The following is a 19,363-nucleotide window of genomic DNA, read 5'->3' on the forward strand; positions in this document are numbered from 1 at the left end:
CGCCACATCTTGATAATAAACCTGAATGAAAGGCTTCGTCAAATAAATGGCACATACGGATTGCTTGCTTCAAAATTCACAGATTGCAAGTTGCTGTTAATTTATTGCCATAATTGCAGATACATACATTATGTGCGTACAAATAGTTTAAAACATCCTATCTGGAGGGAATAACATTGAAATTAGATAACGATATTCACAATTATTACGAGCACCTTGTTTTAGAGACCTTAGATAAAATGGAAGTTTGTTCAATTAAATCAGATGATTACCTTGCGGATCTAACCTGCTTAGTCCTGAATCAATTACAACCTCGATACATTCGATACGAAGTCGATATGGCGTTTTACCTGCCTAATTCAGAAAGGCTACAAATGCAAATGAATGTAGAAAACGCTATTAGAAAGGGAATTGAGTACCTCGACAGTACAAAGCGAAAGTAAACTGATTTGATATCGTGTCATGGATACCTTTTTGCTTTCAGGCTAAAAAAAGCATTTTCTATTTACTCCCTTTTTTGAAAATCGTAAATACTGCAGAGTTGTCTATTCATTTATTCCTACAAAATCGACGAGACAATATATTCGCAAGCAGAAATGATACACCCTCTGTAAAACAGAGGGTGTATCATAGCTAGAAAAAACTTATTTAAACTTTTAACAACTCACAGCATAACTACAGAGAAATTTTTATACCTGCGTATACACGTCTTCCTAAGAAGTCAAAGATGTTGTCATTAATACCATCACCCAGCAAATTAGTAGGAGGAAGTCGATTTCCAACATTTCTGACTCCGCCATTTACAATTATATGATCACCTAAATCATAACTAAAATTTAAATCATGCGTCATATACGACCCAGTGAATGCGGGGCTTCTATCTTCAGGGATATCCTCATCTGGCCCCAAGGCAATTAATGCTTGACTGTCTAGGAATCTTCCTCTCCAGCCGACAGTCCAACCTTCACCGATGTAATCAACATTTGTAATAAATGATACTTTAGGGTCTCCTCGCTCACCTCTTTCAACATTTACCTCGTCAGGTACATTTTGAAATTCAAAGCGATTCAGTTCATCCAAATAATTACCTTGTAATCTAAATCTTAAGGATCCATTTGCCCCAAAGTCATACTGAGAAATATCATGCAAATAAGCAACTTCAAAATCTACACCCTTCGTCGTTAGTTTTGAAGTATTAATGAAAGTTGATTGAACTGTATCTACATCGAATGTGTTCGGGTCGCGTTCAATTAGATCACAAAACCCTGCATCTGGACCGGAAGCCGAATCTACGCAGTTATCAACAATACGCTGGACAAGGACTTGGTCAATCGCATCAACAATTTCAATATCATAGAAATCTAAAGTAATTGAAAAATCATTTATAAATGACGGAGTGTATACAACGCCATATGTAAGGGATTCTGACGACTCAGGCAACAAATCAGGGTTACCGCCTGTTATCGTTCCTACAGATACATTATCATTTGCTTGAAAATTAGTCGGTGCACCTATTGCTGCACAGTTGGCTCGGCGATTCGGGTTATCATCAATGTTATCTTCATCACAAGGATCCGCTACGCGACCGAACCCAGGAGATTGAGGCCGAAATGCTTCGTCAATGTTTGGAGCTCTAACAGCTTCAGATAACGTAGCTCTGAAACGAACATCTTCAATTGGTGAGTAAATCAAGCCAACTTTCCAAGCTGTTGCACTACCCGAGTGGGAGTAATCTGCTTCACGTACAGCAGCATCTAGTGACAATTCTTCGGCAAAAGACTCGCCCATTAAAATAGGTACGAATACTTCTGCAAACACTTCTTCAACATCAAACTCACCACCCTGGTCGGGGGATGCGGCTTGTTGTGTAAAACCGGCTTGAGCAATTCTATCGAATGTGCTGAACGAAGTTTCTTTTCTGTATTCATAACCGCCAGCAAAGCCTATTGCACCGCCAGGTAACTCAAAAAATTCACCAGTATCAAAATTGAAAGAACCGCCAAATACTTCTTGGGTTACTTCTTCAGTTGACAGGCTAGTATTATAAACATAATCCAATACTTCGCGAGAGTTTTGGTTCCCAAATGGATTATATGGCAAACATGCTCTTCCTGTTCTGCTGACAGTCTCAGGGCTCTCATAACCTTCACCTTGCGCACTAGGTACATCTTGTCGGCAAGCAGCTAACCCCGTATTTGGGTCGATCACTGAATCAACTGCTGCAGAAAGATTTCCGAGGATAATAGCATTTTGTTGGCCAATAGTATTATTAGTTTCTCCATATATGTAATACGTTTCCCACTCAACGAAGGTACCACCTAGGTCAAACAAACCTTCAAAACCAGATGTAAGCCTAAATGTAGTTCTGCGGTTGTCAGCATTACGTCCTTCGCCACGTTCATCTGCCAAGAAGCGGTTAACACCAACAGATGAAGCACCTTGCTCAATTAATTCTTGCCTGAGAACTGGATCTAGGAATGGGTTATCCTGCACATTTACACTTATTCCACCACCACCAGTGAACCTAAATGCAGGTTGGAAGCTTTGCTCTATATTTGAAAGTACATATTTTACAGAGGAATTAAACGAAACATTGTCTGTAATATCATAATTAAATGTTCCAAATGCGGTGACTCTATTTTGCTCTGGGAGTACATCTACATAATTATCACCGAAGAAGCATGTTTCACAGCCATTAGGAAAATTACCAAAAGCAAAACTATTCGTAAACTCTCTTGATTGTTGACGAACTGGCGTCCCGTCGTCATTAAAACCATATTGCGGACCATTATTAATCAATACACCATTTCTGTGTATCCACTCAGACCCAACATTAGGCACGAAAAGTAAATCTGGAATGCCATCTTCCTCACCTATACTCTCAGGATTATTTACCGTTCCATAAAATCCCGATTGCTGCAAATCAGTTGATCGAGTTCGTCCAGTGCGAGCATGAGATAAAGAGAATGTAGCATTACCTTTATCATCAGCAAAATTTCCGCCGCCTAATATACTGAACGAGTGATTTTTCCCGAAGCCACCTTGAGTAGATGTCTGCCCTCTTGCATCAAACTCTAAGCCTTCAAAATCTTTTTTAAGAATAACATTGACTACACCGGATACCGCGTCAGAACCGTATATAGCTGACGCACCACCAGTTATTATGTCAACTGATTGAACTAAACCTGCAGGAATGCTATTCAAATCTACAACTGATGTACCAGCATCAGAGCCAACATGCCGCTTCCCATCTACCAAAGTTAATGTTCTAGATGAATCTAAACGCCTTAAGTCAGCTAAACTTAGACCTGCTAAACCGTTATTGTTAGCGTTCCCGGATGCGGTACTTGTCCCGCCAATTGCGGGCAACTCGGCTAATACCGTACCCAAGTCAAAAGTACCTGACTTTTCAATATCATCGGCACTAACAGATGTCACCGGAGTTGCTTGGACTAGATTTGCTCTGGCAATACGCGAACCAGTTACTGATATTTTTTCTACTTCTTCAGTATCAGAACTAGTTTGGTCTTGAGCAAATGCGCTCATTGTCGGCATATTCAAGCAAAATGATGCCGAAATTAGGATTGCTATTTTAGTTTTATTAAAGCTCATGTTTCTCCCTTATTTTTTATTTTTTATTTTTTATTTTTTATTTTTTATTTTTTATTTTTTATTTTTTATTTCAACTTAACTGATAAAAGTTAAAGTTTTGATTTTTATATTACTCTTACAATGACATTAAGACAAATTGAACAATAGGTCAAATTACGAGTACACTTCCTTTGAACGAGCTTTGAGAACAATCGTCAATATGTAAAGAATAATTCTTAGTAAGTTTGAATTGGTGGTAAACCCCAGCTACATCTCGGCACATGAGTCCCTTGGTACGGCTGCTCCCTTCCGGGCCTGACCGGGTTCCCAAATTATCATTGCGAGAGAACCGGAGTTCACCATAGAAATGTTGAACGAATCCTCATCCAACAGGGCGCGAATTATGACGATTTACGAAAGCTGATGCAAGTACAACCTGCTCTTTACTTAATCTTTTGCCTATTCTTTAAACAAATCATCATTTTTATATTTTACCTATTCCAAATTGTGTTCGATATTTTAGAATGTTCATCCTATAATTCTTAATAATTTAAGATGGCTATATCAATAATAACAATAAATGGCTGAAAAAAAGATGAAACTAGACAAATTTGATATCGAGATCCTTAAAGTACTACAACGAGATGCCACCGTCTCGATGGCAGAGTTAAGTCAACATGTTGGCCTCTCCCATACGCCATGCTGGCGACGAGTCAAACGCATGGAAACAGACGGTGTAATAACAAACAGAGTTACTTTACTAGATGCCAAAAAACTGAACCTCGGTGTATCTGTGTTCATTTATGTCACGCTAAAAAACCATGACGGCAATTCGTTAACAAGCTTTGAAAATGCAGTTCAGGATATCGACGAAATCGTGGAATGTCATACGACTAGTGGGGACAAAGACTATCTACTCAAAGTTATCGTGCGCAGTATTGAAGAATATGAGCACCTACTTAAATCGACTTTAACTAATTTGCCACTCGTGGATCATCTCAGTTCGACCTTCGCATTAAAACAAGTCAAAAACACAACCGAATTACCTCTAAACAATGGCGCAGTGAATTAGTCAAACCCTATTTTGCATCAACCTGCCGCTCTGGAGATGCGTCTTTAAACGCGTCTAAGGTTAAGCAGTTGCGATTAATTTTTTGCAACAAAGGAAATTCATCCATATTAATACCCAAACGCTCCGCATTATATACCTGAGGCACGAGGCACACATCCACAAGCGTTATATCGTATCCGTAACAATATTCACCACTTCTACCCGCCAACTTTTTTGAAAGTGCAGTAAAACCTTTAGATATCCAGTAACGAGACCAAGCAGCTGTTTGCTCATCATTCGCATTAAAGAGCGTCTGAGATTTTTTGATAACGCCTGAATTTGCCAAGGGCTGTACATCACATGCGATATCTTGTGCATACATTCTAACCCTTGCTCGGTCGAGTGTATGCTTGGGCATTAATTGCGTACCTGATGCGTACTTTTCATCCAAATATTCAATAATTGCTAATGATTGGTATAGCGTAATGTCTTTATCGGTGTCGACGAAGGTCGGCACGAGCATCGATGGGTTGATGTTCTGGTATTCAGCCGTTTTATGTTGACCGCCATCAGCGACAAGGCTGATGGGCACATATTCATAAGGAAGCGCTTTTAAATTAAGTGCAATACGCACTCTGTAAGTCGCTGATGATCGCCAATAGCCATAAAGTTTTAAATCAACTTGTTCGCTCATTCATTTACTTCCTCAAAACACGCACTAGTGTTTAATAGTCACCTTGTTTATGCCATATTCTCTCAGTTTATTCGCTATTGCAGTATGACTCAAACCGAGCTTTCTCGCCAGTTGCCTTGTACTTGGATAAGATGGATAGAGTCGTTTAAGCATATCTTTTTCGAATTTTTTAACTTCATCTTCCAAACTGCCCTCAAAGTTTTCATCAATGTAAGTCACCGTTGCACTGCAGGACGGCAGCTGAATAGCGTCATGAGATATTTCTCTACCATCGGACAAGGATATTGCTCGATACAAGGCATTTTTAAGTTGGCGTATATTGCCCGGCCAAGGGTAGCCTTGTAAATATTCAATGCATGATTTACTGAGTTTTGGTGGGTCAATACCCAGTTTTTTGCTATGAATAATTAACAAGCGATTCGCTAATGCAATAATATCCGCTTTTCTTTCACGAAGCGGTGGTACAAACACCGATAACACGTTCAGCCGATAATATAAGTCTTCACGAAATTTACCAGCATCAACGCAATCAACCAAATCTTTACAACTAGTACAGATAATTCGGCAATCGATAGAACGTACTCTACTATCACCGACTTGATGATAAGTACCGTATTCCAATACGCGCAACAATTTAGATTGCAAAATTGACGACATTTCACTCACTTCATCAAACAACAATGTGCCGCCCGACGCTTGTTCAAATAGGCCCATTTTCGCCTCATCTCGGTTGAATGCACCGGCTGCATAGCCAAATAGCTCAGTTTCTGCAACGTCGTCGGGTAAGGATGCACAATTAAGCGTCACAAATTCGCCGTCATTGCGTGAACTATTGTCGTGACATGCTTTAGCGATTTGCTCTTTCCCGCTCCCTGTCTCACCAATAATTAACATATTCCCGTCTAATTCTGACATCCGTTTTACTTCACGTATTACTTTACGCATTGCTGTGGAGTGCGCGTCAAACCCATTAAAACTGTCCCCGGTGGTTTGATTAATTATAGTCAACTGCCTTCCTAGTCGCGTTTCAGATTTGAGCATCACGACTGCGCCAGCATTTATCTGTTTGTCATTGTCAGGTACACATACCGGTAACAAATCACAAATATAGTCTTGCTCAATAAAGCGGACTTTGTGTGCTTGCGCATTTACTTCTTTTCCATCTAACCACTTACTAATATTAAAACCACAAACAACATCATCTATATTTAATGACAAAATTTGTTCATCTGTCATTTCTAGTGACCGTTTAACGGCATCATTGACCAGTATCACTCGACCATCGGTATCTACAGAAAACACGGGATCAGGAAGTGTTTGTAAAAGCGCTCTCAACTGATTTCGTTCTCGTTGTATTGGCATGAATAAGGTAGTTTTTACGTCGGTAATGCCCTCAACTCGTCGTAGTTTAGGCATTAGGGTCTGAAAGTCTGTGAACTCAATCGTGGGGAAATCGAGAAAAACTTTGCCTTTAGACTCTATTTCAATACCACGTAAATCAATATGATAATCCGTCAAAATGTTTAGTACGTCCTGTGTTATCCCAACTCTATCCTCGCAGCTTATTTCTAGCCTCATCCAATATCACCATACTTAGTCTTGGGTGTGCGTTGCACCTGTGTGTGTAACATCTATTACGGCAGGATATACTTACGGATCAAGGATTAAAATTTGTTAATAATTGAACGAAATCAAAAAAATTAATCTAGTACACGCACTCCCTTGTCTCTAGCTTCATCAACTAAAGACATGAGATCTGAGTTAGCCATTTTGTAAAGTTGTTCAAAGCTACTTATGACAAAATATGTCGTTTGAATTTGGTCTATTTTATAGGGTGTACGCAGCATTTCGATTAACTCTGCGGCCTTTCTTTTTGGTATTGTGCTTTCGACAGCGTAAATAGTTTCATTGGGAGAAGATAAGATGCCACCACCGTATATACGCAACCCGTCATCGGTTTGTATCAAACCAAATTCAACGGTAAACCAATATAATCTCGCTAAAAACTCGCGCTCTTCTTTGTTCGCCGCCAATCCTAACTTGCCGTACATATGTGTAAAATGTGCAAACGACGGGTTTGTTAGCAAAGGACAGTGACCGAATAGCTCATGAAAAATGTCCGGCTCTTGCAAATAATCAAAGTCACTCTCGCGTCTAATAAAAGTGGCTACTGGAAATTGCTTATTTGATAGCAATGTAAAAAACTCGGTAAAATTGATCAGTGAGGCCACTGCAGCGGTTTGCCAACCTGTAGTTTGCTGCAACACGCGATCGACATCTTGCAGTTGAGGAATATGATTCATAGACATTGAGAGTAGATCAAGCCCTCGCATATACTCTTTACATGCTCGGTTTGATAGCAAACTCAGTTGACGCGCGCACAAACGCGACCAACGTAAATGTTCATCATCATTCCAATGGATAAAACCACTATTGTCTGGCGTTCTCGCGGTATAGGGTGTTTTCTTTACGTTTGATTTTTGCATCATCTTCAACCATTAAATTGAAAGCTGATACTAATAAAACTGCACTATGTAAATAAATTTTTACTGATTAAAACAAACTGGTAATACCAGATAAAAATGTAAACATTTTAATCCAAAAAGTTATTTTAATTGTATTAACGGCGGGCTTAAACAAAAAACCAACATTGTCTAATGTCGGTTTTTTATGAAAGTGAAGTTATTGCTATAGCTTATTCAGCTCTCGATTAATTTGAAACTCATTTGATGTTACAAACCCTTCTAACTTTCTTAATCTATTTTCAGTTCGAATAAACTTTTGTTGAATCTGCTTAAACGCTTCTTTTGGTGCCTGGCCAGCTTGCCAAACGGCTTGCTTTACCTCAACCTTTGCGTCAGTTGCACGATTAACATAACCTTTGCTTTCAAATGTAGCGCTATTTGAACCGCCGGGCTTATAGCTTTTGGTGGTATACACTTCACTTTGTTGAACATTAGATTTTTTGTCTAAAACCGCCCAAAGTACGATATATCCAAGAAAGATGAATGGGCCCGTCATCAACAAAAACGCGGCAACAGTCAATATTCTAACTAGCCAGATTTCAATGCCAAAAAACTCTGCTATACCGACACATACACCTGCAATTTTACCTTGTTTTGGGTCACGATAAAGCTTCTTGCCATTATTCATGCTCTTTCCCTCCAACTTGGTGATTCTGCGTCAAGTATTGCTTCAAGTGTTTTGATACGCTCTGACATCTGCTCTTCTCTTGCGACTAAGTCTTGCAATATATGTCTTTCTTGGTCAGATAAACCCTCTGAAATAGACTTTTTGCTTCTATAGTGAAAAAACAGCCAAAGCGGTGCCACAAACAACATGAACAATATGAGGGGTACGCCTGTGAATATAACAATTAACTCGTCCATTAAAATTCTCCCAAGCCCTTATGTAAAAGGAGTGAGCTTACAATTATGTAAGCTCAAACAAAATATATCAACTACGCTTTTTTCGCTTTTGGCTTAACTTGCGTTACCTCTGCAGGCGCAGACTTACTTTGCATTTTTTTCTTCAATGCCGCCAATTCGTCATCAATTTTGCCATCAGACTCTAAGTCAGCAAACTCGTCTTTTAAGGTTTTCTTACCAATGTCGTAAGCTTCAACCTGTGATTCTAAATCATCAATTTTGCGTTCAAATTGATCGAAGCGCCCCATCGCAGCATCGACGACCGTAGAATCCAAGCGCTTTTTTACTTGTAAGCGAGAGCTCACCGTCTTTTGACGCATAATAATTGTCTTTTGGCGGCTTTTTGCATCAGCTAGTTTTTCTTGCAATTGGCCGGTTTCACTCTGTAGTTTAGCTAATTCATCTTCAATGATTTTTAGCTCATTTTGCAAACCTTCAGCCGCTTCATTGGCTTTTTGCTTTTCTTGCAATGCTGCTCTAGCTAAATCTTCGCGATCTTTGCTAATAGCAAGTTCTGCTTTAGCTTCCCACTCATTTGCTTCGCTTTGATATTTGTTAATTTGGTGCGTAACTTCTTTTTTGCTAGCAATAGTTTTTGCCGACGCGCTACGCACTTCTACCAAGGTGTCTTCCATCTCTTGGATGATAAGACGTACCATCTTTTCAGGATCTTCAGCTTTATCCAACAAAGCGTTGATATTTGAATTGATGATATCAGTAAAACGTGAAAAAATTCCCATGGTTGTCACCTCTTTAGTGTAAAGCCCGGTTATTGGGTTATGAACTTACTTACTGTTAAGTTAACTACTCTTATTCAAATAGCTTGCCAACTCCAAAGCTGTATATAACCCACTGTTTTATATAAACTTTTGTAAAAATAAAAAATTCCTACCTAGTTTTTTGCTTTTAAAGTAGACTATATTTTAGTGAAATTGACCAACAATTAAGGAAAAAGTGTGGGGATGTTCTCTAAGACTGATAATTTAATCGGTCAAGCCAACAGCTTTTTAGAAATACTTGAGCAAATTTCTCAATTAGCGCCATTGAATAAACCTGTACTCGTCATTGGTGAACGAGGCACGGGTAAAGAGCTAATCGCCGCGCGCTTGCATTACCTGTCTAAGCGTTGGGAGCAGAATTACGTAAAACTAAACTGTGCAGCATTAAATGACAATTTACTTGAAAGTGAATTGTTTGGCTATGAGGCTGGCGCTTTTACTGGTGCAGGCAAACGTAAAGAAGGTCGATTTGAATATGCACATGATGGCACACTTTTTTTAGACGAGCTCGCGAATACTTCCGCATTAATTCAAGAAAAATTGCTCAGAGTAATTGAATATGGCGAGTTTGAACGTGTTGGTGGCACGCGCACGGTAAAAGTTGATGTGCGTTTAATTGCTGCAACAAACGAAGACTTACCCAGCCTAGCTGAACAAGGTGACTTTAGAGCCGATCTACTTGATAGGTTAGCATTTGATGTTGTCACCATTCCGCCGTTACGAGAACGTCAGGAAGATATAATGACCCTAGCTGAGCACTTTGCGATTAACATGACTAGAGAGTTGTCTAACGAATACTTTAGCGGCTTTAGCCAAAAAGCAAAACAAACACTCCTTGATTACCATTGGCCCGGCAACATACGTGAATTAAAAAATGTCGTTGAGCGCGCCGTTTACAGAAGCTCTCCAAATATCCCCGTACACGACATAGTGCTCGACCCTTTTGAATCCAAGTTTCGGCCCAAACAACGTATTCGGAAATCAGATACAGCGCCCCAGCAAATTATTCGACGTGAAGACTATGGAGAAAATGACGCGGCGGTGAACTCGAACAACATGGCGAATAACACCTTAATTGGCGGCGAAAACACTACATCCTCGCATGAGAATGAAACAACGGCACTTGCGCAACTAAATACGGTCGATGCAATTACATTCCCTGTTGATTTAAAACAAGCGTCACAAACATTTGAGATTGATATGATTAAACAAGCATTGGCTGATTCTCAATTTAATCAGAAAAAAACTGCAGAAAAACTTTCTTTGACGTATCATCAACTTAGAGGCTATCTAAAGAAATATAATTTGCTTGAAAACGGCGAAAGTTCAACTTAACTATTGGCAATCTGTTGTGAATAAACCTTGGCTACTTTGCATATTTATCTCTTGCGGCATGTTATCTGCCTGTGAGAAGCAAATGGTTTATGACAGTATCGATGCATTAACTTACTGCTCAGAAAGTAATCCAGGTAGCTTCAACCCTCAACTAGACACCTCAAGCACAACAGCGGATGCAACAGCCCACCAAGTATATGATCGCCTACTTGAATTTAACCCTGAGAATGGACGAATCATTCCTGGACTGGCAAGCAGTTGGTTGGTGAGTGCGGATGGTTTAACCTATACGTTTCAATTACGTCGTGGTGTAAAATTTCATACCACGCACTACTTTACGCCTAATCGAAACTTTAATGCAGACGACGTTATTTTTAGCATCGATAGGTGGCGGAGCGACAAACATCCATACCACGAGATTGGTGGTGGCGTATATCCATACTTCGATAGCTTGGGTTTATATCAGAAAATAAAACACGTAAAACGCATTAACGGCTACAGGGTAGAAATCGCGTTGTTTGCGCCTGATAGTTCTTTTTTGGCCAATCTTGCGACGGACTTTGCGGTTATTCTGTCAGCCGAATACGCAAACTTATTAATGAAAGATGGGCGTCCAAGTTGGTTAGACAAATTCCCGATTGGCACTGGGCCATACAAGTTTGTCAATTATCGCCAAAACCAATTCATTCGTTTCATTCAAAATGAAGAACACTTTTTACCTCCGTCGGGACCTAAACAAATAGTATTTGATATCACCTTACGTAGTTCACTGCGCATGGCAAAATTAATCACTGGTGAATGTGACGCCATTGCTTTTCCATCGCAAAGTGATTTATCGGTCATTGAAGAGAGAAGTGATTTGAAACTGCTAGAGAAGCCCGGCCTAAATGTGGGTTATTGGGGCTTTAACACTAGTAAACCTCCTTTTGACAATCCCAATGTACGCCAAGCATTAGCATTAGCAGTAGATAAAACATCGCTAATTGATGCCGTGTATCTTGGTCAAGCAGTGAGAGCAAAAGGTTTAGTACCGTCAGCCTCTTGGGCCTACGAATCAAGTGGAAGAGAATTGGGCTACAACCCGGTAAGAGCGAAAGAATTACTGGAACAGGCGGGTGTACCAAATAACTTTTCAATGGATATTTGGGCAATGCCAGTGCAGCGGGCATACAACCCAAATGCGATGAAGATGGCGCAACTTATTAAACGATATTTAGCAGACATTGGTATAGAAGCCAACATCGTTACCCAAGATTGGAACATATTTAGACAAAGCTTACGCAGTGGTATTCACGATACAGTGCTCATTGGTTGGAACGCAGACAATGGTGATCCTGACAACTTTTACCGCCCCTTATTAAGTTGCGAAGCTATCCCCTCCGGGACAAATCGAACCATGTGGTGTAACCCAGAGTATGATGCGCTAGTTGATCAAGCATTACTCACTGACGTTGTAGAAACTAGGCGGCAAATCTACCATCAAGCAAACAGCCTAATTTTTAATGAAACCCCCTTAATGCCTATAGCTCACGCCTTTCAATATCAAGCGACGCGAGCAGAAATATCTGGACTACGCATTAACCCTTACGGCGGTATACGCTTTGAAAATGTGTCTCGTACCGCGAAGGAAAACTTGAATGATTAGGTTATGTATTCGCTATCTAAACCTAATTGTACTCACGATACTCGCCCTCATCGGCTTATCATTTTTATTGCCGTTTTTATTTCCCGGCGATTTACTCACCAACATATCAGGCATTACACCAGATTCCAATCAGCAGCGAGAGGCACTAGAGCGGGCCTTTAAGTTAGATAAGTCGTTGTTTTCACAGTTCATACACTATTTGGAAAATTTATTTGCTGGCAATTGGGGGGTAAGTAATCGCACCCAACTCGACCTTTTTGATGAAATCGCCCTTACCTTTCCCGCAACAATTGAGCTTGTTGTATATGCATCGGTAGTTTCAGTCACCATCGGTATTCCGCTGGGCTTCATCTCAGGGCTCAAACATCACAACCCATTTGATTTTTCTGTCGTCACATTCTCAATCGTCGCATATTCCTTTCCCGTATTTTGGCTTGCCCTTATCTTTATTACAGTATTTAGTTTGCAATTAGAATGGCTGCCAACATCTGGACGAATTGACTTGCTCTTCGAAGTACCTTCCGTAACCGGTTTTATATTGGTTGATATTTGGCTATCAGACATTCCGAACAAAGGATATGCCTTTAAGGACGCATTGCAGCACCTTATATTGCCAACAATATCAGTTGCCATCGTTACCACGGCGCTTTTTGTAAGGTTTGTGCGTAGAAGTATTATGGATGTTATGGAAAAGGAATACATTATTGCCGCGAAGAGCCGAGGCTTTACTCAGCGACAAATATTTTTTAAGCACGGCCTTAAGAATGCCATTATTCCAATATTACCAATATTAGCACTTCAGGTCTCAACATTGATAACAAACGTTATGATAGTCGAAACTATCTTTTCATGGCCCGGCATTGGTAAATGGCTAATTGAAGCAATTTACCAAAGAGATTACCCTGCGATTAGAATGGGTATGTTAATTGTGTCTTTGTTTGTAATGATATTGACAATTTCTACAGAATTTCTAACGCGGGCGATTGATCCTGCTCGCGAGCGAGGTGTTAATGCAACGCTTTAACCTATATCAGGAAGAGTACTACCCTTCTCCTTTGATGCATGTATGGCTAGAATTCAAACGCAGCCACATAGCACTCGTTGGTTTTATTCTTTTACTGATTTTTTGTGGTATCGCACTGCTTGCGCCGTTAATTTCTCCTTTCGATCCCAATCTACAAAATACCAATGCCATACTATTACCTCCTTCTTGGGAGCCCAACGGTACCATTAACCATTTATTTGGCACGGATAGTTTAGGTAGAGATGTATTTTCTCGTTTGCTATTTGCCTGTCGCACGACCTTTGGTAGCAGTATCATTATTGTCTTTGTTTCTGTCATCATTGGGGTTGGTTTAGGAGCGCTTGCCGGCGTATTGAGTGGCGTGCGTTCCAGTATCGTCAATCATTTGCTTGATTCGATAATGTCCATTCCCACTTTGCTTATCGCCATCGTGATCGTGGCCATATTGGGTACCGGATTGTTTAACAGTATGATGGCAATAACCTTAGCGCTTATTCCTCAATTTGTGCATCAAACTCGCACTTTCGTAAAAAAACAACTCCAAAAAGATTATGTTTTGTTAGATAAACTAGATGGCGCTGGGCCTACCCGAATATTCTTTCGCTCTATTTTACCCGGCATGGTAGAACTCATTGTTATTCAGGCGACATTAGCGCTGTCTATCGCAATCATTGATGTATCTGCTTTAGGCTTTTTAAGCTTAGGGGCACAAGATCCCAATATTGAGTTAGGGGTTGTATTGTCTCAAAGCTTAGACGTAGCCTATGTTGCCCCTTGGCTAGTTTTCATACCTGGACTGTGTATATTCCTCATGGTCCTCAGCGTGAATATTGTAGGCGAAGGTTTTCGCTCCGCCTTACGAAATAGGCTATCGCGCTAATGGCATTATTAGAGATCAAAAACCTGACCCTATTTATCGATGCAGGTGACGAAACTGTAAAAGCGCTGGAAAAAGTTAACCTTACATTGAATGAAGGTGAAATTCGTGCCTTGGTGGGCGAATCTGGCTCAGGGAAAACACTTATCGTTAGAGCAATATTGGGGGCGATACCCGACAACTGGTCGATAAAAGCTGACCGTATTACATATCAAGGTAAAAGCTTATTAGATATGTCGGGAGAGCAGCGCAGACAAATCATGCGACGAGAAATTGCCGTTGTGTTTCAAGAGCCAGCGTCGGCACTAGACCCCTCAGTCAAAATTAAAGAGCAAATAAAAGAAAGCATTCCTGATGAGTTTATCACTAAGGCGTGGCCATGGAAGCAAAATAAACAACGTGAAGAACTAACCGTTAATTTACTTCATCGTGTGGGTATAAAAAACCATAAACGCTATATGGAATGTTACCCGCACGAAATACCTACGGATATTAGCCAAAAAATCATGATTGCAATGGCCTTGGCCTCAGAGCCTAAAATATTGATTGCAGATGACTCAACTCGGGGAATGGAAAGTGCTACTAAAACCCAAATATTGCGGCTATTGCTAAAATTTAACGAAACCAAAAAGTTGGCAATTTTGTTTGTAAGCCATGATTTATTGGCCATTACCAGTATGGCACACTCCATGACTGTACTGTATTGCGGTCAAACAGTGGAATCTGGGAAAGTAAAATCGCTATTAAAGAGGCCATTGCACCCTTATACAAAAGCACTCTTAGACAGTGCCCCCAGTTTTCAGGTATCTCTACCGCCAAAATCTAAACTTGTGACCTTAGAAGGCACAATACCGACCTTACAGCACTTACCTACCGGTTGCAGACTAGGGCCTCGCTGTCCTAATGCCAGAAAAGAATGTGTAATGGTGCCAGTACCGCGAAACATTCAAGACCATTTGTATAGCTGCCACTTTCCATTACATTTACCTAAAAATACAAAACACAAAGTGTATAAAGAGGTTAAGTTGTGAGCGCTATTCTCGATGTTAAAAACATTGAATATACGTATATTCAAAAAGGCAAATTGTTTGCCAAAGACCAGACCTTTCATCTAGGCCCAGTTAGCTTTTCGATGCAAGCGGGTGAAACCATTGCGATTGTAGGGAACAATGGCTCGGGCAAATCGCTATTAGCTAAAGCGCTTGCAGGCGCTTTAAACATAGAAAAAGGCGAGATCTTAATTGCCAACAAAGAAGACGGGCGAGAACGGCATAACACGATTCGCATGATATTGCAGCATAGCGCCGATGCCTTTAACCCAGCCCTATCCATCGGCAGTATTTTGTCACAAACGCTTAGGCTCAATACGGATTTAAACGAAAATCAGCGACGTGAAAAAATAGAAGAAACCCTCGTTAATGTGGGTTTATTGCGAGAACATTTCCATTTTTATCGGCATATGCTGTCCGACGGACAACAGCAGCGCGTTGCATTAGCCAGAGCCCTCATTCTTGACCCAGAAATTATTGTCGCTGACGAGCCCTTTGCAGCACTTGACCCATCGGTAAGGTCGCAGACAGTAAACTTAATACTTAAGCTCCAAGATGAACTCGGCTTAGGTTTTGTGTTTATATCCCACAATATTGGCATTGTCAGACACATAAGTGACCGCGTGTTGGTAATGGATAAGGGCGTAATAATTGAACAAGGTAAAACACATGATGTGTTTACACATCCGAGAACGATACTGACACAAAAGTTAGTGCAAGCTCATACGAACCTCGTAGAAAAGCACTTTGTGCAAAAATATGCTTGACGTGTTTGTAGTTTGTTTAACGTAAAAAAGCCAGCTTATGCTGGCTTTTGAATGACGTCGTTACAAACGCATTTAAACGTTTAAATGCGGATTAGTAGGCTACTTGAAGGGTAAAAGTTCCAGTATAAGCACCATCGATATAGTTTGTACGAGTTGCAGCGTTATCATCTGTAGATAAACTAGCCCCCATAGTGAAATTGATTTCACCATTTATATCTGTTGTTACCGCCGTGCCATCAGCAACAGCACCAGTTTCCCTAAATGTAAACGTCCCAACTCCAAAAACAGCTGTCGTTGGTGAGCCGCTGCCGTTGACTAGGTCAAATGCTGCAGGAGCCGTAATATTGATTGCAGTGAAAGGTGCAGCATTTGTAATCGCGAATTCACCTGCCGCGCCTGTGGCCAACACAGTGATTGACGACGTAGTCGTAGCACCACCTGCGGTGGTAATTGTACCGTGAGCACCTTGTGTATCTAACGGTAATGTAGATACGTGAACTGAACCCGCGTCATCTGTAGCGTCTGAGTCCACAGTGGCCCTTACAGTACCAAAGTCAATGCCAGACACTTGAGCGATATCAAAGGTGTTTTGAACAGTTACAGTAGCATCACCTGGTGCGGTTTCTTGCGCCATCACTGACACTGAACCTAGTAACATAGAAGTCGCAAAAAGTGATACATACAATTGATTGCGTTTGAACATGGATATTCTCCGTTTGCTTTAAATTAAATCAATGACACAGTACGCAAGAATACTCGCGACAACTCTGCCCAGTCTCTCTCGAGACCCGATAGGTTTTCTACCTACAAACAGTTTATCGACGCTACAATTGAAAACTTAATGTTTTTTTTAATTTATTTTTGTCAAGTTGTTGTTTAAAAACTCTTCAAAGAAAATATCTCCGAAGTGTTCTTTTTCGCCATGATAGACTACGTTCAATGGTTGAGATAAATCTAAAGCATCTTTGTTGGGAATTCTCACCTTTAAAAATGCTTGATCTAATTCCTGATATACGTGTACGTTATTTAGTATACCAACTTGGGTTTGTTTCTCTCGTACTCCATTATAAATTTCTATTCTTCCAAAACTAGATATGTCGCCACTTCTCTTCAGCGTTAATGCAAGATCAACTCCATTGTCGTGACGGGATACAAAGCCATAGTTGGCTAGTGATATGCTGACGTTTCCTTTTCGAGGATGAAAAAGGACAGGGATACTGTAATTTATCATCACTTGCGCTCTGAGCCTTATTCCATCGCCAGAATTTTCGCCATCATCTCCAATGGGTAACGCTGAAAAAACCAAATGCGAACGATACTCGGACGCTGACATATTTGACTTTTTCCTTAGTTGTAACTTTATTGTTTGTCTTTCCCCGGGCGCAAGTCTTACTTGCCGAGGCGAGAATCGCATGAAAGGGCTCAATGCGTTGACTTCATTAGATTCATCTACAATTTCTTCATATCCACCTTGAGCTAGCGCTTTTTTCTCTGTCCATGAAATTCTGTATGTACGCGGTTGATTTCCATTATTAACTAATAACACTTCTTTTACTCTGTCGTTGCTATCAAAATTAATTCTAGTAGGTGCGATCAATAAGCTTGCATTTGCATTGATAGAGGTAAATACACAACTAACACACAAAATAATATACCACTTCATTTTTTTTCCTTATCATTTAAAAATTTACAGTAATTGAAAAACGACTACTATAATCGGTGTCCCCAAAAATGAGATTGCCAGAGCCAGAAGTTTGGATTGTCCCACCTACGATGATGTCAGCTTCTCCGAGACTATCCACCCGTATACTGGGGACTATGTTTATTGAAATTAGTGTAAACTGCTCAGGTGAAAACTGCGTTGATTGCGTCTGAGGTTGAATAATCGCAGAAGATAAAAACAGCCTAACGTTGGCAGGGTATCCAGATATTCTATATACCCCATGCAACGGAGGATCAATCACTAAAAATTCGTCGTCGACAGCTATGTTGCCATTCTGATCAATCAATATCTGATGCTGCGCTGAATTATCAGTCACAGAGATTGTACCAAACGAAATTTCTCTAGTTTGTTCGATTGTTTGGGAATAAGCTGGAAAAATATAAGCAGCAGTGAAGTATATTCCTATTATATTGGCTGGCGTTAAAATTCGCATAACAATTATAAATTACTGCCGGTAAAGACAGCACTTGCACAGTAATCTCCTGTTGCACGTATTAAATTACAGAGTTTATCAACCTTAGATTTGTCATTTAGAGGGCCTGCACGTAAACTTAAATATTTGACTCCGTTTACGCTTACGTTTTCTAGTTTAGGAATCAAATTACAAACTGTTGCAGCATGTTTATATTGTAATTTTTCCCAACCTGCCCTAGCGGAAGCTTTGTTCTTATATGAAGCTAAATGCAAAGAGTATTTTCCATCAACGCTATTATGAGCTTCGCATTCATCCTGACTATTATTTAGATAAGTATTGTTTCTAGCGCTGCTTTCTTTTGTTACCATTAAACTTTTCGTATGTCGTTTACTAATGCTCATATCAGAAAATTTGCGATCTATTTCCTCGTTCGATGCTACCCCCTTTTTATTTTGCAAAACATCCATTATTTTTGGTGCTGCCCCTACAGCAACTGAGCCTACCTTTTTAGTAGCAAACTTACCCTCACTAACACCCGACTGACCAGCTTGTAAATCTAGTTTTTGTGATTCTGCACTTTTCTGGAATACAAGCTCGCTCGAGAAGGTTGAACTCTCTTTTTTAACTAAATCCTCGAAACTTGGTAAATCACCACTTTCACTTTTTCGAGAAGAATCTAAAGAATCACTAATCGAGCTATTTTTTTGCTTGAGTGATTCCGTCAAATACATTAAATCACTCTCTAGTTTGATTAAGCGTCTCAATCCAGGTTTTAGCTGCTCAAATTCTTTCACATTCTTTTGAATATCAAGGTTGGTATATTGTTCGTCAAGGTTCTCAATTCTTTCCTTAATTTTTTCGAACTCATAATTTTCAACTTGGTTATCTTTGTAGTCATCAGTAAGTAAACAACCTTTTAACAAAGTAATGACTAAAAACACGATAAAACAAATTTTCGATTTTGCGGTTTTCATAATAATTCTCT

General features: G+C 40.1%; 19 protein-coding genes and 1 other RNA gene. 8 read left to right on the plus strand and 12 right to left on the minus strand.

All coding sequences use genetic code 11. The annotated features are described in order from the left end of the window. The first annotated feature begins 176 nt into the window (after positions 1–176). Positions 177–443 (plus strand): late competence development ComFB family protein, encoded by a 267-nt coding sequence (locus tag QQK00_RS07940; RefSeq protein ID WP_284216942.1) that lies wholly within the window; start codon positions 177–179, stop codon positions 441–443. A gap of 232 nt (positions 444–675) precedes the next feature. Here QQK00_RS07940 and QQK00_RS07945 read toward each other — a convergent pair whose 3' ends face one another. Further along, on the minus strand, positions 676–3,612 hold the full coding sequence (locus tag QQK00_RS07945; protein ID WP_284216943.1) for a TonB-dependent receptor domain-containing protein: 2,937 nt from the start codon (positions 3,610–3,612) through the stop codon (positions 676–678). Positions 3,613–3,849: 237 nt separating this feature from the next. After that, positions 3,850–3,946: signal recognition particle sRNA small type (gene ffs, locus QQK00_RS07950), an RNA gene on the minus strand. Between the two features lie 240 nt (positions 3,947–4,186). Between ffs and QQK00_RS07955 the strand changes: the two genes are divergently transcribed. After that, the gene (locus QQK00_RS07955; protein ID WP_284216944.1) at positions 4,187–4,663 is read left to right on the plus strand and encodes an Lrp/AsnC family transcriptional regulator; all 477 of its coding nucleotides are present in this window, start codon (positions 4,187–4,189) and stop codon (positions 4,661–4,663) included. Positions 4,664–4,670: 7 nt separating this feature from the next. On the opposite strand, the gene maiA is transcribed toward QQK00_RS07955, so the two are convergent. The 6 genes from maiA to pspA form a co-directional block, all read right to left on the minus strand. Further along, on the minus strand, positions 4,671–5,336 hold the full coding sequence (maiA, locus tag QQK00_RS07960; protein ID WP_284216945.1) for a maleylacetoacetate isomerase: 666 nt from the start codon (positions 5,334–5,336) through the stop codon (positions 4,671–4,673). Positions 5,337–5,360: 24 nt separating this feature from the next. After that, positions 5,361–6,914 carry a transcriptional regulator TyrR gene (tyrR, locus tag QQK00_RS07965; protein ID WP_284216946.1) on the minus strand — a complete coding sequence of 518 codons (1,554 nt, stop codon included), beginning with the start codon at positions 6,912–6,914 and terminating at the stop codon, positions 5,361–5,363. 122 nt (positions 6,915–7,036) lie between these two features. Further along, positions 7,037–7,822, minus strand: coding sequence for a phenylalanine 4-monooxygenase (phhA, locus tag QQK00_RS07970; protein WP_284217582.1), 786 nt, complete (start codon positions 7,820–7,822; stop codon positions 7,037–7,039). A gap of 202 nt (positions 7,823–8,024) precedes the next feature. Next, complete coding sequence (pspC, locus tag QQK00_RS07975) at positions 8,025–8,489, minus strand: envelope stress response membrane protein PspC (protein ID WP_284216947.1); 465 nt, start codon at positions 8,487–8,489, stop codon at positions 8,025–8,027. Beyond that, positions 8,486–8,725 (minus strand): envelope stress response membrane protein PspB, encoded by a 240-nt coding sequence (gene pspB, locus QQK00_RS07980; RefSeq protein WP_284216948.1) that lies wholly within the window; start codon positions 8,723–8,725, stop codon positions 8,486–8,488. Before pspB ends, pspC begins: the two co-directional genes overlap by 4 nt. A gap of 71 nt (positions 8,726–8,796) precedes the next feature. Beyond that, positions 8,797–9,504, minus strand: a complete 708-nt coding sequence (pspA, locus tag QQK00_RS07985) for a phage shock protein PspA (protein WP_284216949.1) — start codon at positions 9,502–9,504, stop codon at positions 8,797–8,799. A gap of 222 nt (positions 9,505–9,726) precedes the next feature. Here pspA and pspF point away from each other — a divergent pair, with 222 nt between their 5' ends. From pspF to QQK00_RS08015, 6 genes are read left to right on the plus strand one after another with little or no spacing between them, the layout of a single operon-like run. Further along, positions 9,727–10,878, plus strand: coding sequence for a phage shock protein operon transcriptional activator (pspF, locus tag QQK00_RS07990; RefSeq protein ID WP_284216950.1), 1,152 nt, complete (start codon positions 9,727–9,729; stop codon positions 10,876–10,878). 58 nt (positions 10,879–10,936) lie between these two features. After that, positions 10,937–12,523: an ABC transporter substrate-binding protein gene (locus QQK00_RS07995; protein WP_284217583.1), complete on the plus strand. Its 1,587-nt coding sequence runs from the start codon at positions 10,937–10,939 to the stop codon at positions 12,521–12,523. Next, positions 12,516–13,547 carry an ABC transporter permease gene (locus QQK00_RS08000; RefSeq protein ID WP_284216951.1) on the plus strand — a complete coding sequence of 344 codons (1,032 nt, stop codon included), beginning with the start codon at positions 12,516–12,518 and terminating at the stop codon, positions 13,545–13,547. The genes QQK00_RS07995 and QQK00_RS08000 overlap by 8 nt, the downstream gene beginning before the upstream one ends. Next, positions 13,534–14,427, plus strand: coding sequence for an ABC transporter permease subunit (locus QQK00_RS08005; protein WP_284216952.1), 894 nt, complete (start codon positions 13,534–13,536; stop codon positions 14,425–14,427). Before QQK00_RS08000 ends, QQK00_RS08005 begins: the two co-directional genes overlap by 14 nt. Beyond that, entirely contained in the window at positions 14,427–15,455 is a 1,029-nt protein-coding gene (locus tag QQK00_RS08010) for an oligopeptide/dipeptide ABC transporter ATP-binding protein (protein WP_284216953.1), read from the plus strand. The genes QQK00_RS08005 and QQK00_RS08010 overlap by 1 nt, the downstream gene beginning before the upstream one ends. After that, on the plus strand, positions 15,452–16,240 hold the full coding sequence (locus tag QQK00_RS08015) for an ATP-binding cassette domain-containing protein (protein ID WP_284216954.1): 789 nt from the start codon (positions 15,452–15,454) through the stop codon (positions 16,238–16,240). The genes QQK00_RS08010 and QQK00_RS08015 overlap by 4 nt, the downstream gene beginning before the upstream one ends. Before the next feature lie 91 nt (positions 16,241–16,331). Here the strand turns inward: QQK00_RS08015 and QQK00_RS08020 are convergent, their stop codons facing one another. The 4 genes from QQK00_RS08020 to QQK00_RS08035 form a co-directional block, all read right to left on the minus strand. Beyond that, positions 16,332–16,943, minus strand: coding sequence for a DUF4402 domain-containing protein (locus tag QQK00_RS08020; RefSeq protein ID WP_284216955.1), 612 nt, complete (start codon positions 16,941–16,943; stop codon positions 16,332–16,334). A gap of 147 nt (positions 16,944–17,090) precedes the next feature. Then, positions 17,091–17,903: a fimbrial biogenesis chaperone gene (locus QQK00_RS08025; protein WP_284216956.1), complete on the minus strand. Its 813-nt coding sequence runs from the start codon at positions 17,901–17,903 to the stop codon at positions 17,091–17,093. Positions 17,904–17,919: 16 nt separating this feature from the next. After that, positions 17,920–18,396: a DUF4402 domain-containing protein gene (locus QQK00_RS08030; protein WP_284216957.1), complete on the minus strand. Its 477-nt coding sequence runs from the start codon at positions 18,394–18,396 to the stop codon at positions 17,920–17,922. A gap of 5 nt (positions 18,397–18,401) precedes the next feature. Beyond that, on the minus strand, positions 18,402–19,352 hold the full coding sequence (locus QQK00_RS08035) for an SPOR domain-containing protein (RefSeq protein WP_284216958.1): 951 nt from the start codon (positions 19,350–19,352) through the stop codon (positions 18,402–18,404). Positions 19,353–19,363 lie beyond the last annotated feature (11 nt).

Source organism: Agaribacter marinus, assembly GCF_030160655.1.
GTDB classification, from domain to species: domain Bacteria; phylum Pseudomonadota; class Gammaproteobacteria; order Enterobacterales; family Alteromonadaceae; genus Glaciecola; species Glaciecola marina.

What these genes read in the sequence shown, in the direction of transcription:
- QQK00_RS07945 (WP_284216943.1), bottom strand. Translation starts at nt 3,612, where the DNA reads ATGAGCTTTAATAAAACTAAAATAGCAATCCTAATTTCGGCATCATTT.
- QQK00_RS07955 (WP_284216944.1), top strand. Translation starts at nt 4,187, where the DNA reads ATGAAACTAGACAAATTTGATATCGAGATCCTTAAAGTACTACAACGA.
- maiA (WP_284216945.1), bottom strand. Translation starts at nt 5,336, where the DNA reads ATGAGCGAACAAGTTGATTTAAAACTTTATGGCTATTGGCGATCATCA.
- tyrR (WP_284216946.1), bottom strand. Translation starts at nt 6,914, where the DNA reads ATGAGGCTAGAAATAAGCTGCGAGGATAGAGTTGGGATAACACAGGAC.
- phhA (WP_284217582.1), bottom strand. Translation starts at nt 7,822, where the DNA reads ATGCAAAAATCAAACGTAAAGAAAACACCCTATACCGCGAGAACGCCA.
- pspC (WP_284216947.1), bottom strand. Translation starts at nt 8,489, where the DNA reads ATGAATAATGGCAAGAAGCTTTATCGTGACCCAAAACAAGGTAAAATT.
- pspB (WP_284216948.1), bottom strand. Translation starts at nt 8,725, where the DNA reads ATGGACGAGTTAATTGTTATATTCACAGGCGTACCCCTCATATTGTTC.
- pspA (WP_284216949.1), bottom strand. Translation starts at nt 9,504, where the DNA reads ATGGGAATTTTTTCACGTTTTACTGATATCATCAATTCAAATATCAAC.
- pspF (WP_284216950.1), top strand. Translation starts at nt 9,727, where the DNA reads ATGTTCTCTAAGACTGATAATTTAATCGGTCAAGCCAACAGCTTTTTA.
- QQK00_RS07995 (WP_284217583.1), top strand. Translation starts at nt 10,937, where the DNA reads ATGTTATCTGCCTGTGAGAAGCAAATGGTTTATGACAGTATCGATGCA.
- QQK00_RS08000 (WP_284216951.1), top strand. Translation starts at nt 12,516, where the DNA reads ATGATTAGGTTATGTATTCGCTATCTAAACCTAATTGTACTCACGATA.
- QQK00_RS08005 (WP_284216952.1), top strand. Translation starts at nt 13,534, where the DNA reads ATGCAACGCTTTAACCTATATCAGGAAGAGTACTACCCTTCTCCTTTG.
- QQK00_RS08010 (WP_284216953.1), top strand. Translation starts at nt 14,427, where the DNA reads ATGGCATTATTAGAGATCAAAAACCTGACCCTATTTATCGATGCAGGT.
- QQK00_RS08020 (WP_284216955.1), bottom strand. Translation starts at nt 16,943, where the DNA reads ATGTTCAAACGCAATCAATTGTATGTATCACTTTTTGCGACTTCTATG.
- QQK00_RS08025 (WP_284216956.1), bottom strand. Translation starts at nt 17,903, where the DNA reads ATGAAGTGGTATATTATTTTGTGTGTTAGTTGTGTATTTACCTCTATC.
- QQK00_RS08030 (WP_284216957.1), bottom strand. Translation starts at nt 18,396, where the DNA reads ATGCGAATTTTAACGCCAGCCAATATAATAGGAATATACTTCACTGCT.
- QQK00_RS08035 (WP_284216958.1), bottom strand. Translation starts at nt 19,352, where the DNA reads ATGAAAACCGCAAAATCGAAAATTTGTTTTATCGTGTTTTTAGTCATT.